This is a genomic window from Embleya sp. NBC_00888 (assembly GCF_045207655.1).
Classification (GTDB): domain Bacteria; phylum Actinomycetota; class Actinomycetes; order Streptomycetales; family Streptomycetaceae; genus Embleya.
Map to the genome: position 1 here is coordinate 5,158,321 of NZ_CP108784.1, position 15,713 is coordinate 5,174,033.

Sequence of the window (15,713 nt, forward strand, 5' to 3'; positions counted from 1 at the left end):
GGTGTCGACCACACGTACGGACGGGCCCATCGACGAGGCCCGTCCCGCCGCCGAGCGCCTGGCCGCGTCCCGGCAGCCCTACCTGATCGGCGTGCGCCACCACGCCCCCTCGCTCGCCGCCGCCGTTCCGGCACTGCTGGACGCGGCCCGCCCCGAGGTCCTGCTCGTCGAACTGCCGCACGAGGCCGCGCCCTGGCTGGAGTGGCTCGCGCACGAGGACACCCGGGCGCCGATCGCACTGGCCGGGACCGGCCCGAACGGGCTCGGCTTCTACCCGTTCGCCGACTTCTCGCCGGAGCTGGCCGCCCTGCGCTGGGCCGCCCGCAACGGCGTCCCGGCGATCCCGTGCGACCTCCCACTCGGGCACCCCGGATGGGACCGCACCGACCACGTGCCCGCGGACGCCGGCGACGGCTCGGCACACGGCGCGGGGACCCTGCACGCCGCGCTGCGCGACCGGCTCACCGGCCGCGCCGGCGACGACCTGTGGGACCGGCTGGTCGAGGCCACCGCACCCGGCTCGCCCGCCGAGGCGATCCGCCGGGCGGCGCTCACCGTCGGCTGGGCACTGCGCCGCGACGCGGGCACCGTGGACCCGGTCGACCTGCGCCGCGAGGCGTGGATGCGCGCCACCCTGCGCGAGGCGACCGCCGGCGGCGCGCGCGCCGCGGTGGTGCTCGGCGCCTTCCACGCGCCGGCCCTGCTCGACGAGGACACCGTCGCGCCCACCGCCGAGGTCGCCGACGTCACGATGTCGCTGATCCCGTACACCTACCCGCTCCTGGACGCGCGCTCCGGCTACCCGGCCGGCATCCGCGACCCGGAGTGGCAGCAGAGTGTGCTGGAATCCGGCGGCGACCCGGCCGCGCTGCACGAGGCGCTGATCGCCGCGGCCGTCCGGATCTGCACCGAACTGCGCCGCCAGGGCCACCCCAGCGGGCCGGCCGACGCCCGCGAGATCGTCCGGCTCGCGGGCGACCTGGCCAACCTGCGCGGGCTGCCCGCGGCGGGCCGCGGCGAACTGCTCGAGGCGGTGCAGACCGTGCTCACCCACGGCGAGCCGCTGGGTCGGGGCCGCTCGGTGGCCCGCGCGCTCGAACACGTCCTGGTCGGCACCCGGGCCGGCCGCCCCGCGCCGGCCGCGCCGCGCAGCGGCCTGGGCCCCGAGGTCGAACGCCGGATCGCCGAACTCGGCCTGCCCGGCCCCGCCGACCCGGCCGAACGCGACCTGCGCCTGGACCCGCTGCGCAGCGACCTGGATCGGCGCCGCGAACTGCTCCTGCAACAACTGACGACCTGTCGGATCCCGTACGCCGAACCGGTCGCGGTGGTCGGCGCAGGTGGCGCGGACGCGGTCACCACCCGCTGGCGGGTGCGCTGGACACCGTCCGCCGCGGCCCTGCTGGACGCGGCGGGCATGCGCGGCGTGACCCCCGAACAGGCCGCCGAGGGCACCCTGCGCGCGCGGCACCGGACCGAACTCGACGAGGGCGGCCCCACCGCCGAACAGATCCTCACCGGGCTCGAACGCGCCGCCGCGTGCGGCCTGACCGAGCTCACCGCGACCCGGCTGACCGAAACCGCCGACACACTCCCCGGCATCGCCACCCTCCCGAACCTGCTCACCGCGCTGACCCTGACCGACCGCATCCACGCGGGCCACCTGGGCGTCGCACCGGAGCCCGCACCCGAGTCCGGGCCGGTACCCGAACCCGAGGCCGGACCCGAGTCCGAGCCGGGCGGCGACGTGCCGGGCGGCGACGTGCCGGGCGACGACGTGCCGGGCGGCGACGCGCCGGACGCCGACCCGAAGGCGGTCGATCCGAAGCCCGGCGCCGGCCCCGCCGGGGCCGCCGACATCACCCGGACCCTGCTCACCGCCGCCGTCCGCCACCTCGACGGCCTGGACGGATCCGACGATCCCGCCGACGCGCGAGCCCTGGCCGATCTGGCCGGGCGCGCCGACGCGTTCGGCGGACTGCGGCTGTCCACCGGACTGGCCCGGCTGGCCGCCGACGGTTCGCCGCTGATGTCCGCCGCCGCCGGCGCGATCCGGGTCCTGCTCGGGCACGAGGACGCGGCCGTCCTCGGCGACCGGATCGGCTCCTGGATCGACACCGCCACCACTGCGGCGGCCCGCGCCGACCTGACCCGTCGACTCACCGGCCTGCTCACCGCGGCCGGCCCGCTGCTGCAAACCGGCGGCCCGGTATTGACCGCGCTCCTGGGCCGCGTCGACACCCTCGCCGACCGCCCGTTCCTGGAGCGCCTGCCGGCGTTGCGCGGCGGCTTCGACACGCTCAGCCCCGCGGCCCGCGACCGGGTACTGGACGCGGTGGCCGACCACCTGGGCGACCGCGTCGACACCGACACCGACCCGATCGAACTGGCCCGCTGGACCGGCGCCGACCTGGCCGCCCGCGAAGCCCTCACCCGACGCGGCCTGCTACCCCCACCCGAACCCACCGCCGGCGCGCCGCGGGGCGAGATCGGCTCGCCCGGCGCCGTGACACCGCAGCCGCCGAATTCCGCGCACCGGGTGGGCGAGGGCGCACAATTGCCGGCCGATCGAACCGCAACCCCGCCACCCGCCCACGAAATCCCGAGCGCCCAGCGCTGGAAGCTCATCCTCGGCCGCCGCTCCGACCGCCTCCCGGGCAACGCCGCCCGGATGGCCACCGCGCTCGACGAGCTCTACGGCACCGGCCGAGGCGAAGGTGCCCGGGGCGACCTCGGCGACGGCGACCGCGGCGGCCGGGAAGCCCCCTACCCGGGCGTGCGGGAATGGTCCGAGGAACTGATCGCCCTGTTCGGTCCGGCCGTCCGCGAGGAGGTGCTGGCCGCCGCCGCGGCGGCCGGGCGCACCGACGTGCTCACCCACCTCGACCCGGCCGCGGCCCGCCCCTCCGTGGACCTGCTCAAGACCGTCCTGGCCCACGCCGGCGGCCTCCCCGAGGGCAAACTCGCGCTGCTGCGCCCGCTGATCGCCCGGATCGTCGCCGAGCTCACCCGCGAACTCGCCACCCGCCTGCGACCCGCCCTGACCGGCATCACCACACCGCGCCCGACCCGCCGCCCCGGCGGCGCGCTCGACCTGCCGCGCACTCTGCGCGCCAACCTCACCACCGCCCGCCGCGACCCGGAGGGCACCGTGGTCGTGGTCCCGGAGCGGCCGATCTTCAGGACCCGCGCGAGCCGCAGCAACGACTGGCGGCTGATCCTGGTCGTCGACGTGTCCGGCTCGATGGAGGCGTCCACCATCTGGTCCGCGCTCACCGCGTCGATCCTGGCCGGCGTCCCGTCGCTGAGCACGCACTTCCTGGCCTTCTCCACCGAGGTGATCGACCTCACCGAGCATGTGCACGACCCGCTCGGCCTGCTCCTGGAGGTGAACGTCGGCGGCGGCACGCACATCGCCGCCGGCCTGCGGGCCGCCCGCGAACTGGTCACCGTGCCCTCCCGCACGCTGATCACCGTGATCAGCGACTTCGAGGAGGGCTACCCGCTGGGCGGCCTGCTCGGCGAGGTGCGTGCGCTGGCCTCCTCCGGCTGCCACATCCTCGGCTGCGCGAGCCTGGACGACGCGGGCCGCCCGCGCTACTCCACCGCCGTCGCCGGCAGCCTCGTCGCCGCCGGCATGCCGGTCGCCGCCCTGAGCCCCACCGAACTGGCCCGCTGGGTCGGAGAGAAGGTCCGATGAGCACGCAGGGCCTGCCACCCGTCGCGCCGGACGTGACCGCCGACATCGTCGAGGCACTCACCCCGCGCCTGCGCAAACGCCTGGACGCCGCGATCGGCAAACTCGCCGCGTGCGCGGTCGAACGCGACGGCGACACCGTGCGGATCACCGTCGGCGACGACGCCGAACTGACCCTGTACATCCCGACCGGGGCGGTCACCACCACCGCCGACCTGCGCTGCTCGTGCCTGCTCGCACCCGCCTGCGTACACCGCGCCGCGGCCGCCGCCTCGGCTCCGGTCGCCGAGGGCACACCCGACGCCGACGCCGAGCCCGCGGACCCGGCCGGAACCGCGACGCCGACCGAGGCCGCCGGACCCAGCGCCGCCGAACCCATCGGCGCCGAACCCGCCGGCCCCACCGACGCCGAGCGCGCCGCCGCCGACGGGCTGTGGACCGCCGGCGCCGCGATCGTGGACGCCGGTCTGGACAGCGCCGGCGCGGTGCTCCAGGCCGGCCTGCTGCGCGCCGCGCACACCGCGCGCCTGGCCGGACTGCACCGCGCCTCCGCCGCCGCGGTCGCGGTGGCGACCGGGCTGCGCGCCGCCCGCGCCGAGGATCCCGCGTACCGGCTCGCCGACCTGGTCGCCGCGCTGCGCGAACTGCTCGACGTCGCCCACGCGTTGCGGACCTCGACGGGCGAGACCGCGCAGCCGCTCGAGGCGCTGCGCGGCACCTCCCGCCGGGCCTACGCCGCGGCCGGTTCGCTGCGCCTGTACGGCCTGTTCACCGAACCGGTGCTGACCGCACGCGGCTTCGCGGGCGCGGTGACCACCACCGTGGACTCCACCGGCACACTGCGCACGATCGGCGACGTCGCCCCCGGCGGCGCCGAACGCGCGGTCGGCGCCGCGACCCGCGCGATTCGGGTCGGCGACACCTCCATCGACCCGGTCGCGCTCACCCGCGCGGGCCTGGTCGTCTCCGGCGCCACCGCGTCCGCGGGCGGCCGACTGGGCGCCGGCCAGGGCGTGCGCGCGGCGCGGGCGAGCGGCGCGGCCTGGACCGAGGAACCCCTGCGCGGCCTGTGGGAGGTCCCGCTGCCCGCCCAGGTCGACCGCGTGGTGGGACATCGCGACCTGCCCCCCGACGACCGTCCCGCCGGCGCCGACCTGCTCTTCCTCGACGTCACCGTGCTCGGCACCACCCCCGGCGCCCGGGACCGGGTGCACGCCGCGTGCGGCGAACTGGACGTGCACCTGCTGGTCGCGCACGCCGACCCCGCCTTCGCCTACCGGGACAACCTGCGCCTGCTGGCAACCTGCCCCGGCCTGCGGCTGCGGCTGATCGGTCGGCTCGAACCCGGTGCCGACCGCGCGGTCCGGGTGCTGGCGATCGGCATCCCGCCGGGGGACGGACCCACCCTGCGGCTGACCGAGGAGCGGCTGGGCCGGATCGACCTGGGCCTGGACCGGCTGCATCGTGCCGACCTTCCGAGTGCCGCGCCGGCCGGGGCCCCGACCGGCGCGGCCGAGGAACCGCCGCCCGCCCCGCTGTACCTGATGCACCGTCACGTCGAACGCGCGATCAGCGGCGGCCGGCCGGTGCTCGCCCTGGCCGGCTCCACCGTCGGCGACACCGCCCGACTGCGCCGGGTCGGACTGACCACGGGGGCGGATCTGGTCGAGCGCCTCACGCACGTCGCGGCGGGCCGCGAACGGGATGTTTTCGGGCGTCTTCGCACGGGCGACAACGACCTTTTGTCCGCTGCGTGGCTGGCCGCCGCCGTGTACGCGCAAACCGTCGAAGGGGCTCTGACCAGGTCTGTTTGGTCCACCGAGTAGTCGAGCCGGGGGCGTTGCGCCAATCGATTTCCGATCGGTGACGGGCAGCGTGTATGGTTTTCCTGCTCGCCCCAATAGCTCAGTCGGTAGAGCGTCTCCATGGTAAGGAGAAGGTCTACGGTTCGATTCCGTATTGGGGCTCAGACGATGGGATCCCCGCTTGGGAACAGGCGGGGGCCTCGTTGAGGCGGCGTAGCTCAGACGGTAGAGCAAGCGGCTCATAATCGCTGTGTCACCGGTTCAAGTCCGGTCGCCGCTACCAAGCGAGCCGATTCGGGGGAGACTCCGCATCGGCTGCTTTTGCTGTATTCACCCCTGACCGCAAGGAAGGCACTCCAGTGGCTGCCACCGACGTCCGCCCGAAGATCACGCTGGCCTGCGTGGAGTGCAAGGAGCGGAACTACATCACCAAGAAGAACCGGCGTAACGACCCGGACCGTCTTGAGATGAAGAAGCACTGCCCTCGCTGCAACGCGCACACCGCGCACCGCGAAACCCGCTAGGCGGTTCGCACCACGACACCGACGAGGCCACTCCCCGCAAGGGGGGTGGCCTCGTTGTCGTATTCTCCGCAACGTCGCCCGCGCCGGCCCGCCTCCGCCGGCCCGCGATGCAACGGTCCGCCATCCATCAGCCAGCCCATCCATCAGGGAGACCCGCTTCATGCCGCTGGACGCGAAGTTCATCGGACGGACGTATCCGCCCACCGAGCCGTACGAGGTGGGTCGGGAGAAGATCCGCGAGTTCGCCGCGGCGATCGGTGACCCCGATCCCGCGTACAACGACCCCGAGGCGGCCAAGGCGCTCGGCCACCCGGACGTGATCGCGCCGCCGACGTTCGCGATCGTGGTCACCATGCGCGCGGCCGACCAGGTGGTGTACGACCCCGAACTGGGCCTGGACTACTCGCGCGTCGTGCACGGCGACCAGAAGTTCACCTACACGCGGCCGGTTCGCGCGGGCGACCGACTGACCGTGGTGACCACCGTGGACAACATCAAGTCCCTCGCGGGCAACGACATCCTCACCACGCGCGCCGAGGTGACCACGGTGGAGGGCGAGCACATCGTCACCGCGCTCTCGTCCCTGGTGGCCCGGGCCGCCGACTCGGAGGCCTGATCATGACCGCCAAGATCTCCTTCGACGACGTCGAGGTCGGCACCGAACTGCCCGCGCGCAGCTTCCCGGTCACCCGCGAGACCCTGGTCCGCTACGCGGGCGCCTCCGGCGACTTCAACCCGATCCACTGGAACGGCCGCTTCGCCGGCGAGGTCGGCCTGCCCGACGTCATCGCGCACGGGATGTTCACCATGGCCGAGGCCGCGCGCGTGGTCACCGACTGGCTCGGCGACCCGGGCGCGCTGATCGAGTTCGGTGTGCGCTTCACCAAGCCGGTCGTGGTCCCCGACACCGTCGACGGCGCGACCATCGAGGTCAGCGGCAAGGTCGCGGTGCTCCTGGACGACCGCCGGGCCCGGGTGGACCTGCTGGTCACCGCCGCCGGCGCCAAGGTCCTGGGCGTGCCCCGGGCCATCGTGCAGCTGGCCTGAGCCCCGCCCCGGTCGGGTGATGCGAGAATCCAACGGTGCAGCCTGAAACCGACGCGCCTCTCGCCTCCCTGACCACCCTCCGCCTCGGCGGTCCGGCTCGTCGGCTCCACACGGCCACGACCACCGACGCGGTACTGGCGACCGTGCGCGCCGCCGACGAGCAGGGCATCCCGTTGCTCGTGCTCGGCGGCGGCAGCAACCTGGTCGTCGGCGACGACGGCTTCCCGGGCGACGTGCTGCGGATCGCCACCACCGGACTCCGCGTCGACGGCACCGACGTGAGCGTCGAGGCCGGCGTACCGTGGGACGACGTGGTCACCGCCGCCGTCGCCGCGGGCCTGTCCGGCATCGAATGCCTCGCGGGCATCCCGGGCAGCGCCGGCGCGACCCCGGTGCAGAACGTCGGCGCGTACGGCCAGGAGGTCGCCGAGACCATCGCCTCGGTCGAGGTCTACGACCGCACCGAGCGCGCCCCGCGCACGCTGACCGCCGCCGAGTGCGGCTTCACCTACCGGCACAGCGTGTTCAAGGGCGACGACCGCTACGTGGTGCTGCGGGTGCGCTTTCGACTGCGCGACGACGCGGGCCGCTCGGCGCCGATCCGGTACGCCGAACTGGCTCGCACGCTCGGCGTCGAGCCCGGTGAGCGGGTCCCGGTCGAGGCCGCCCGCGCCGCGGTGCTCGGCCTGCGGCGCGGCAAGGGCATGGTGCTGGACCCGGCCGACCACGACACCTGGAGCGCGGGTTCGTTCTTCACCAACCCGATCCTGACCCACGACGCCTTCGCCGACCTGACCGCGCGGGCCGCGCGGCACCTGGGCCCCGACGTCACCCCGCCGCGCTACCCGTCCGGCGCCGACCACGTCAAGACCTCGGCGGCCTGGCTGATCGAACGCGCCGGCTTCCCCAAGGGCTACGGGCAGGGCCGGGCGCGGATCTCCACCAAGCACACCCTGGCCCTGACCAACCGGGGCCGGGCCAGCACCGAGGATCTGCTCAGCCTGGCACGCGAGGTCCGGGACGGTGTGCACGCGACGTTCGGCGTCACCCTGATCAACGAACCGGTCCTGATCAACGCCAAGCTCTGACCGCTCGGGCCGCTCGGAACCCGCGCCCCCGCCGGCTCAGCCGACCGGCGGCCGGGCCGGAACCAGATCCGGCGCGGGCGCGGCACCCGGTGCCGCCAGCCACCCGTCCACCCCGTCCAGCAACGCCCGCTGCACCTGCGCCGGCGCCACCGACCCGAGGATCGACTGCCGGGCCAGTTCGGCCAACTCCGGGTCGGTGAACCCGTGTTCGTCCCGGGCCAGCTCGTACTGCGCGGCCAACCGGGACCCGAACAACAACGGATCGTCGGCCCCCAGCGCGATCGGCACCCCCGCCTCGAACAGCCTCCGCAGCGGCACGTCCGAGACCTTGTCGTAGACGCCGAGCGCGACGTTGGAGGCCGGGCACACCTCGCACACGATCCGCCGCCGCGCCAGCAGCGCCATCAGCTCGGGATCCTCCACCACCCGGATCCCGTGCCCGAGCCGGCGCGCGCCCAACACGTCCACGCATTCGCGAATGCTGCGCGGCCCGTCCAACTCGCCACCGTGCGGGTTCGCGAACAACCCGGCGTGCCGGGCGATCTCGAAGGCCCGCTCGAACGCGGGCGCACGGCCCCGCCGCTCGTCGTTGGACAACCCGAACCCGACCACGCCGCGATCGGTGTACTGCGCGGCGAGCCGGGCCAGCGTGCGCGCCTCCAGCTGGTGCTTGGTGCGATTGGCCGCGATCACCACGGCGATCCCGATCCCGGTCGCCGCGCGGGCGGCCTCCACCGCGTCCAGCACGATCTCCACCGCGGGCGTCAGTCCGCCCAGACGAGGCGCGTACGACGTCGGATCCACCTGGATCTCCAACCAGCCCGACCCCTCGGCCCGGTCGTCCTCGGCCGCCTCGCGGACCAGCCGATGCATGTCGTCCGCGGTTCGCACACACGAGCGGGCGATGTCGTACAGCCGCTGGAACCGGAACCAGCCCCGCTCGTCGGTGGCCCGCAATCGTGGTGGTCGACCCGAGGTCAGCGAGTCGGGCAGCCGCACTCCGTGCAGATCCGCCAGTTCCAACAGGGTTTCCGACCGCATGGATCCCGTGAAGTGCAGGTGGAGATGAGCCTTCGGGAGGGTGCGGACATCGCGTGCGGGACGATCCATCCACAGATCATGGACCACCGGCCCCGCCCACGTGAGGGGTACCGCGGATGATCCCCCTGAAGGAGAGCGGAAACTTCGGGGACCGGCGCGTGAACGCCCCCGCGTCCACCCTCGTCCGCCCGCACCCGGGACCGCCGGGAAAGGGCCGCCGCCCGGCCTCCCGTGCGACGGCCCCGGTACGCGGACGCCTACTCGGCCTCGGCCAGCAGCCGCGCGATCCGCCCGACGCCCTCGACCAGGTCGTCGTCGCCGAGCGCGTAGGACAACCGCAGATAGCCCGGGGTGCCGAAGGCCTCGCCCGACACCACGGCCACCTCGACCTCGTCCAGGATCAGGTTCGCCAACTCGGCCGAGCTGCTCGGGCGGGCGCCGCGGATCGTTCGGCCCAGCAGCCCCTTGACCGACGGATACACGTAGAAGGCGCCCTTGGGCTCGGGGCACCGCACGCCCGGGATCTCGTTCAGCATCCGCACGATCGTGCGCCGGCGGCGGTCGAATGCCACCTTCATCGTGTCCACCGCGGTCAGGTCGCCGGTCAGCGCGGCGAGCGCGGCGGCCTGTGCCACGTTGCACACGTTCGAGGTGGCGTGCGACTGGAGGTTCGTCGCGGCCTTGATCACGTCCCGGGGACCGATCACCCAGCCGACCCGCCAGCCGGTCATCGCGTAGGTCTTGGCGACCCCGTTGACGATCACGCAGCGGTCCGCCAGCTCCGGCACCACCACCGGCATCGAGACGAACTCGGTGTCGTCGTAGACCAGGTGTTCGTAGATCTCGTCGGTCAGCACCCACAGCCCGTGCTCGACCGCCCAGCGCCCGATCGCCTCGGTCTGCGCCCGCGAGTACACCGCGCCGGTCGGGTTCGACGGCGAGACGAACACCAGCACCTTGGTGCGCTCGGTGCGCGCCGCCTCCAACTGCTCGACGGACACCAGATAGCCGGTGGTCTCGTCGGCGACCACGTCCACCGGGACCCCGCCCGCGAGCTTGATCGACTCCGGGTAGGTGGTCCAGTACGGCGCGGGCACCAGCACCTCGTCGCCCGGGTCCAGGATGGCGGCGAACGCCTCGTGGATGGCCTGCTTGCCGCCGTTGGTGACGAGCACCCGGTCCGGCTCCACCGCCAGGCCCGAGTCGCGCAGCGTCTTGGCGACGATCGCGGCCTTCAACTCCGGCAGCCCGCCGGCCGGGGTGTACCGGTGGAATCCGGGCTCGCGGCACGCCGCGACCGCCGCGTCCACGATGTAGTCGGGCGTCGGGAAGTCCGGCTCGCCGGCGCCGAAGCCGACCACGGGGCGACCGGCCGCCTTGAGCGCCTTGGCCTTGGCGTCGACCGCGAGCGTCGCGGACTCGGCGATGGCGCCGACGAGGGCGGAGATCCGACGCTCGGACGCGGGTACGGACGGGGAACTGGAGGTGGGAGCCGTCATGCCCGGCATGGTGCCATTCCCGTCCCACCGGGGGCACGCGGAAAACGGGCCGGCGGCGCCCGACGGCCGGCCCGCACGGCACGGGTTCGACCTGACGCACTCGACCCCGTACACTCGACGCTTGGCGGTCCCAACCTGCGTGCTGCCGCGCCCGAAAATTTCGTGTTCTCGGGTCGGCGACTCCGCTAGGTTGATGACCACGTGAAGGGCACTAGCTCAATTGGCAGAGCACCGGTCTCCAAAACCGGGGGTTGGGGGTTCAAGTCCCTCGTGCCCTGCGATGTGCGACCGCGGTCGATCCCCGGATCGACCGTGACTCGCACGCAGTCAGCGCAAACTGTCGGCGCCGACAACCCCGTCGGTGATCCACGGTCGGACCGGATCAGGTGAGGACGAGTTGACGGAGGCCCACGGCTCCACGGCTACGCCTGAGCACAGCAGCTCTGATGGCCGCGGCTCCGACGACGAGCCCCCCGGCGGTCGCCGGGCGAACCGCCCGAAGGGCTCTTCGGGCAAGCCGGAGCAGAAGAAGAAAAACCTGTTCGCGCGGGCGGCTCTCTTCTACCGGCAAATCATCGCCGAGCTGCGCAAGGTCGTTTGGCCGACCCGCAACGAGCTGAGCACGTACACCACGGTGGTCATCGTGTTCTGTCTGATGATCATCGGAATCGTCTACGGACTCGACCTCGGCTTCGCGAAGGCAGCGCTCGCCATCTTCGGCTGAGCCCCATCCTTGCGCAGCGCGCCTGCAACGACCGTTCGACCCCCAGCCAGGAAGAAGCACCCAACGTGTCTGACCCGAACCTGTCCGCCGACAACTCCGCCGACGAGACGGCGGCCCTGTCGGAGCAGGCGGAGGCCGCTGCTCTCGAGGACGCCCTCGAGGACGCGGCCGAGGCCCCGGCCGTCTCCACCGATGACGAAGTGGAAGACGCCGAGGCCACCGAGGACGACGCCGAGGGCGTGGACGACGAAGAGTTCGATGACGACGACGAGGCCGCCGAGGCCGAGGACGACGCCGAGCTCGAGGACGCCCCCGAGGGCGACCCGGTCGAGGACTTCAAGGAAGCGCTCCGTCGCGCCCCGGGCGAGTGGTACGTCATCCACTCGTACGCCGGCTACGAGAACCGCGTGAAGGCCAACCTCGAGTCCCGCACCACCTCGCTCAACATGGAGGACTACATCTTCCAGGTCGAGGTGCCGCAGGAAGAGGTCGTCGAGATCAAGAACGGCCAGCGCAAGACCGTCAAGCGCAACAAGTTCCCCGGCTACGTGCTGGTCCGGATGGACCTGACGAACGAGTCGTGGGGCGCCGTCCGGAACACCCCCGGTGTCACCGGCTTCGTCGGCAACGCGCACGAGCCCTTCCCGCTCACCCTCGACGAGGTCGTCAAGATCCTCGCCCCCGAGGAGGAGAAGGCGACCGGCGGCGGCAGCGGTGCCAAGAGCACGACCGAGGTCAAGGTGCTCGACTTCGAGGTCGGCGACTCGGTCACCGTCATCGACGGTCCCTTCGCGACGCTGCAGGCGACGATCAACGAGATCAACGCCGATTCGCAGAAGGTCAAGGGTCTGGTGGAGATCTTCGGGCGCGAGACGCCGGTCGAGCTCTCGTTCAACCAGATCCAGAAGAACTGATACTTCCCCCAGGTGGGACCCCGTTTCGCCGGGGTCGCATCCGGGTGGTGGACAAGGCGCCCTCACAACGGTGGTTATCGTTGAGGGGGCGCCGCACCGCGTGGCGGGCCCGAACACGTCCGCGCTCCGCGTGGTGATCGGGACGTACATCTCGTCGAAGGACCCGGAAAAAAATGCCTCCCAAGAAGAAGAAGCTGTCAGCGATCATCAAGCTGCAGATCAAGGCCGGCGCAGCCACGCCGGCCCCGCCGGTCGGCCCCGCGCTGGGTCAGCACGGCGTCAACATCATGGAGTTCTGCAAGGCCTACAACGCCGCGACCGAGTCGCAGCGTGGCGACATCGTCCCGGTGGAGATCTCGGTCTACGAAGACCGTTCCTTCACCTTCGTGACGAAGACGCCGCCGGCCGCGCGCCTGATCCTCAAGGCCGCCGGTGTCGAGAAGGGCTCGGGCGAGCCGCACAAGACCAAGGTCGCCAAGGTCACCCGCGAGCAGATCCGCGGCATCGCGCAGACCAAGATGGCCGACCTGAACGCCAACGACATCGACGCCGCCGAGAAGATCATCTCCGGCACCGCGCGTTCGATGGGCATCACGGTCGAGGGCTGATCCAGCCCCGCAGTCAGGCAGTACCGGAATCGACGCGAGGACGTGCGCGACAGCCCACGGCCCCGCGGAGTGGAAGGGTCCGCGCGACCCGCTCCCACCACAACTCCTTTCAGAATTCCAGGAGCTTTCAGTGAAGCGCAGCAAGTCCTACCGCGAGGCCGACACCAAGATCGACCACGAGCGGCTCTACTCGCCCCTCGAGGCCGTTCGTCTGGCCAAGGAGACCTCGCCCACCAAGTTCGCGGGCACCGTCGAGGTGGCCATGCGTCTGGGCGTCGACCCGCGCAAGGCCGACCAGATGGTCCGCAGCACCGTCATCCTCCCGCACGGCACCGGCAAGACCGCCCGGGTCCTGGTCTTCGCGACCGGTGACCGTGCCGAGGCTGCCAAGGCCGCCGGCGCCGACATCGTCGGTTCCGACGAGCTCATCGACGAGGTCGCCAAGGGTCGGCTCGACTTCGACGCCGTCGTCGCCACCCCGGACCTGATGGGCAAGGTCGGCCGCCTGGGCCGCGTGCTCGGCCCGCGTGGCCTCATGCCCAACCCGAAGACCGGCACGGTCACGCCCGACGTGGCGAAGGCCGTGAACGAGATCAAGGGCGGCAAGATCGAGTTCCGCGTCGACAAGCACTCGAACCTGCACTTCATCATCGGCAAGACGACGTTCGACGACACCCAGCTCGTCGAGAACTACGCCGCCGCCCTCGAAGAGGTGCTCCGCGCGAAGCCGTCGGCCGCCAAGGGTCGCTACATCAAGAAGGTCGGCGTCTCGACCACGATGGGCCCCGGCATCCAGGTCGACCCCAACCGCACCCGCAACCTCCTGGTGGAGGAAGAGGCGGTCTGACCGCCCCGCACGCGAACGAGGCCCGGCACACCACACGGTGTGCCGGGCCTCGGCGCGTCCGCCCGCGCCCGGCAGACCGGGGCGCGGGCACCGAGGACGGGCCGAAAACCCGCCGGCAGAACCGTCGTCGCCCACCCGCCGGCAACCGATTTGCTCCGAACGAGTGCCGTCGCGTACCTTGAGTCCAAGCCAAAGACCGTCGGTCGTTGTCGTCGTGCCGTAAGGCAGGGTCGGCAAACGAAGGTTCCGCATCGCGGACGACCTGCGCAGGTGTGAACGTGAGACGTTGCCCTCGAGGCACGCGCATGGCGCGTGATTCGAGGATGTACGCCCCGTGCGCCTGCGCCGGGGCGTTTTTCGTATGTGGACCCCTTCCGCCCTGCGGACCGGCGTATTCATCCGGCACACGATCGACCGCCACGGTCGATCGGCAATCGCATCGCGGAAGGAGGCCAGCCCTATGGCGAGGCCCGACAAGGCGGCCGCGGTCGCCGAGCTCACGGAGCAGTTCCGTGACTCGAACGCCGCAGTGCTGACCGAGTACCGCGGGCTCACCGTCGCGCAGCTCAAGGAGCTGCGTCGTTCGCTCGGTGAGAACGCGCAGTACGCCGTGGTGAAGAACACGCTGACCAAGATCGCCGCCAACGAGGCGGGCATCGATCAGCTCGACGACCTCCTCGAGGGCCCGTCCGCGATCGCGTTCGTCACGGGTGACCCCGTGGAGGCCGCGAAGAGCCTGCGTGACTTCGCCAAGGCGAACCCCCTTCTCGTCATCAAGGGCGGCGTCCTTGAGGGCAAGGCGCTCAGCGCCGACGAGATCAAGAAGCTCGCGGACCTCGAGTCCCGCGAGGTGCTGCTCTCCAAGCTGGCGGGCGCCATGAAGGGATCCATGGCCAAGGCCGCGGCGACCTTCCAGGCCCCGCTCACGGAGTTCGTCCGCACTGCGGACGCGCTTCGGGCGAAGCTCGAGCAGGGCGGTGCCGGCGAGCCGGCTCCCGCCGCCGAGGCCGAGACCGCCGAGTAGTTCGGCAGTCGCGACCGACGTCGCCGGGGGCAGCGCCCCCGCCCATCCACACCACCCGGCACCAGCCGAATTGATCAGGAAGGACCGCCGATCATGGCGCTCACCCACGAAGAGCTCATCGAAGAGTTCAAGGCCATGCCCCTCATCCAGCTCTCGGACTTCGTGAAGCTGTTCGAGGAGACCTTCGACGTCAAGGCTGCCGCCCCGGCCGCCGTCGCGATCCAGGGTGCCTCCGGCGTCGTCGCCGACGCCCCCGAGGAGCAGGACGAGTTCGACGTCATCCTCACGGGTGCCGGCGACAAGAAGATCCAGGTCATCAAGGAGGTGCGCGCGCTCACGAGCCTCGGTCTGAAGGAGGCCAAGGACCTCGTGGACTCCGCCCCCAAGGCGCTCCTGGAGAAGGTCTCGAAGGAGGCCGCCGAGAAGGCGAAGGCCGCCCTCGAAGGCGCCGGCGCCTCGGTCGAGGTCAAGTAATTCGACGCCGCCCACCGGGTGGCATCACCGAAGGCGATCGTCCGTCAGGGCGGTCGCCTTCGGGCTTTTCCGGGGCTCTCCGGGGGCGCCTCGCGGGCGTCGGTCGAGCGCCGCGGCGGGCCGCGCGAGGGTGGGGATACCCCTGTCGGCCTCGCTCGAAAGGGTGATACTCCCAACACCCTCGGCACCCGTGGGACCCCCTCGTACCAGGCCCGTCGTGCCTCGGCGAGGGCGCGCGCCACGGCGCGCGCGGCGACTTCCGAGCGCCGGATCCGGTCGTTGTCGGACCGCCGGTCTACCGTGTTTTCCAGGCTTCCCGAGGCTCCTCGCGAGCGCGGTCGGCCACTGTGACGAGACTCTCGTCGCAGGCCGCGGGATCGGGACCTCCGTCCGGTTTTCTCGGTCCGCGGAAGGGTTCCGT

Annotated in this window: 14 protein-coding genes and 3 tRNA genes; 15 read left to right on the forward strand and 2 right to left on the reverse strand. The window is 72.3% G+C overall.

Annotated features, from left to right (window positions below):
- Nucleotide 1: 1 nt before the first annotated feature.
- From OG948_RS22030 to OG948_RS22065, 8 genes are all read left to right on the forward strand, one after another.
- On the forward strand, nt 2–3,700 hold the full coding sequence (locus OG948_RS22030) for a DUF5682 family protein (protein ID WP_406298180.1): 3,699 nt from the start codon (nt 2–4) through the stop codon (nt 3,698–3,700).
- Nucleotides 3,697–5,523: a hypothetical protein gene (locus tag OG948_RS22035; RefSeq protein WP_406298181.1), complete on the forward strand. Its 1,827-nt coding sequence runs from the start codon at nt 3,697–3,699 to the stop codon at nt 5,521–5,523. The genes OG948_RS22030 and OG948_RS22035 overlap by 4 nt, the downstream gene beginning before the upstream one ends.
- Nucleotides 5,524–5,591: 68 nt before the next feature.
- Nucleotides 5,592–5,664: transfer RNA gene (locus OG948_RS22040), tRNA-Thr, on the forward strand.
- 45 nt (nt 5,665–5,709) lie between these two features.
- Nucleotides 5,710–5,785 (forward strand) — tRNA-Met (locus tag OG948_RS22045).
- Between the two features lie 76 nt (nt 5,786–5,861).
- Nucleotides 5,862–6,026, forward strand: a complete 165-nt coding sequence (gene rpmG / locus OG948_RS22050; protein WP_004571794.1) for a 50S ribosomal protein L33 — start codon at nt 5,862–5,864, stop codon at nt 6,024–6,026.
- 160 nt (nt 6,027–6,186) lie between these two features.
- A complete protein-coding gene (locus OG948_RS22055) occupies nt 6,187–6,642 on the forward strand; it encodes a MaoC family dehydratase N-terminal domain-containing protein (protein WP_395871712.1) in 456 nt (151 codons plus the stop codon).
- Nucleotides 6,643–6,644: 2 nt separating this feature from the next.
- Complete coding sequence (locus tag OG948_RS22060; RefSeq protein ID WP_402238270.1) at nt 6,645–7,073, forward strand: MaoC family dehydratase; 429 nt, start codon at nt 6,645–6,647, stop codon at nt 7,071–7,073.
- A gap of 35 nt (nt 7,074–7,108) precedes the next feature.
- On the forward strand, nt 7,109–8,161 hold the full coding sequence (locus tag OG948_RS22065) for a UDP-N-acetylmuramate dehydrogenase (protein WP_406298182.1): 1,053 nt from the start codon (nt 7,109–7,111) through the stop codon (nt 8,159–8,161).
- A 36-nt stretch (nt 8,162–8,197) separates the two neighbouring features.
- On the opposite strand, the gene OG948_RS22070 is transcribed toward OG948_RS22065, so the two are convergent.
- Together OG948_RS22070 and OG948_RS22075 are read right to left on the reverse strand one after the other, a co-directional pair.
- On the reverse strand, nt 8,198–9,271 hold the full coding sequence (locus tag OG948_RS22070) for an adenosine deaminase (RefSeq protein WP_395871706.1): 1,074 nt from the start codon (nt 9,269–9,271) through the stop codon (nt 8,198–8,200).
- Nucleotides 9,272–9,459: 188 nt separating this feature from the next.
- On the reverse strand, nt 9,460–10,701 hold the full coding sequence (locus tag OG948_RS22075; protein ID WP_406298183.1) for a pyridoxal phosphate-dependent aminotransferase: 1,242 nt from the start codon (nt 10,699–10,701) through the stop codon (nt 9,460–9,462).
- Between the two features lie 205 nt (nt 10,702–10,906).
- Between OG948_RS22075 and OG948_RS22080 the strand changes: the two genes are divergently transcribed.
- The 7 genes from OG948_RS22080 (at nt 10,907) to rplL (ending at nt 15,292) form a co-directional block, all read left to right on the forward strand.
- Nucleotides 10,907–10,979 (forward strand) — tRNA-Trp (locus OG948_RS22080).
- A gap of 119 nt (nt 10,980–11,098) precedes the next feature.
- Nucleotides 11,099–11,425 (forward strand): preprotein translocase subunit SecE, encoded by a 327-nt coding sequence (gene secE / locus OG948_RS22085; protein ID WP_079026295.1) that lies wholly within the window; start codon nt 11,099–11,101, stop codon nt 11,423–11,425.
- A gap of 65 nt (nt 11,426–11,490) precedes the next feature.
- Complete coding sequence (nusG, locus tag OG948_RS22090) at nt 11,491–12,339, forward strand: transcription termination/antitermination protein NusG (RefSeq protein WP_406298184.1); 849 nt, start codon at nt 11,491–11,493, stop codon at nt 12,337–12,339.
- 173 nt (nt 12,340–12,512) lie between these two features.
- Nucleotides 12,513–12,947 (forward strand): 50S ribosomal protein L11, encoded by a 435-nt coding sequence (rplK, locus tag OG948_RS22095; protein WP_020549250.1) that lies wholly within the window; start codon nt 12,513–12,515, stop codon nt 12,945–12,947.
- Between the two features lie 130 nt (nt 12,948–13,077).
- Nucleotides 13,078–13,794, forward strand: a complete 717-nt coding sequence (gene rplA / locus OG948_RS22100) for a 50S ribosomal protein L1 (RefSeq protein ID WP_020549249.1) — start codon at nt 13,078–13,080, stop codon at nt 13,792–13,794.
- 460 nt (nt 13,795–14,254) lie between these two features.
- Nucleotides 14,255–14,818, forward strand: coding sequence for a 50S ribosomal protein L10 (gene rplJ / locus OG948_RS22105; RefSeq protein ID WP_406298185.1), 564 nt, complete (start codon nt 14,255–14,257; stop codon nt 14,816–14,818).
- Between the two features lie 93 nt (nt 14,819–14,911).
- The gene (rplL, locus tag OG948_RS22110) at nt 14,912–15,292 is read left to right on the forward strand and encodes a 50S ribosomal protein L7/L12 (RefSeq protein WP_406298186.1); all 381 of its coding nucleotides are present in this window, start codon (nt 14,912–14,914) and stop codon (nt 15,290–15,292) included.
- The last annotated feature ends 421 nt before the right edge of the window (nt 15,293–15,713 follow it).

What these genes read in the sequence shown, in the direction of transcription:
- OG948_RS22035 (WP_406298181.1), top strand. Translation starts at nt 3,697, where the DNA reads ATGAGCACGCAGGGCCTGCCACCCGTCGCGCCGGACGTGACCGCCGAC.
- OG948_RS22075 (WP_406298183.1), bottom strand. Translation starts at nt 10,701, where the DNA reads ATGACGGCTCCCACCTCCAGTTCCCCGTCCGTACCCGCGTCCGAGCGT.
- rplL (WP_406298186.1), top strand. Translation starts at nt 14,912, where the DNA reads ATGGCGCTCACCCACGAAGAGCTCATCGAAGAGTTCAAGGCCATGCCC.
- OG948_RS22060 (WP_402238270.1), top strand. Translation starts at nt 6,645, where the DNA reads ATGACCGCCAAGATCTCCTTCGACGACGTCGAGGTCGGCACCGAACTG.
- rplJ (WP_406298185.1), top strand. Translation starts at nt 14,255, where the DNA reads ATGGCGAGGCCCGACAAGGCGGCCGCGGTCGCCGAGCTCACGGAGCAG.
- OG948_RS22055 (WP_395871712.1), top strand. Translation starts at nt 6,187, where the DNA reads ATGCCGCTGGACGCGAAGTTCATCGGACGGACGTATCCGCCCACCGAG.
- OG948_RS22070 (WP_395871706.1), bottom strand. Translation starts at nt 9,271, where the DNA reads ATGGATCGTCCCGCACGCGATGTCCGCACCCTCCCGAAGGCTCATCTC.
- rplK (WP_020549250.1), top strand. Translation starts at nt 12,513, where the DNA reads ATGCCTCCCAAGAAGAAGAAGCTGTCAGCGATCATCAAGCTGCAGATC.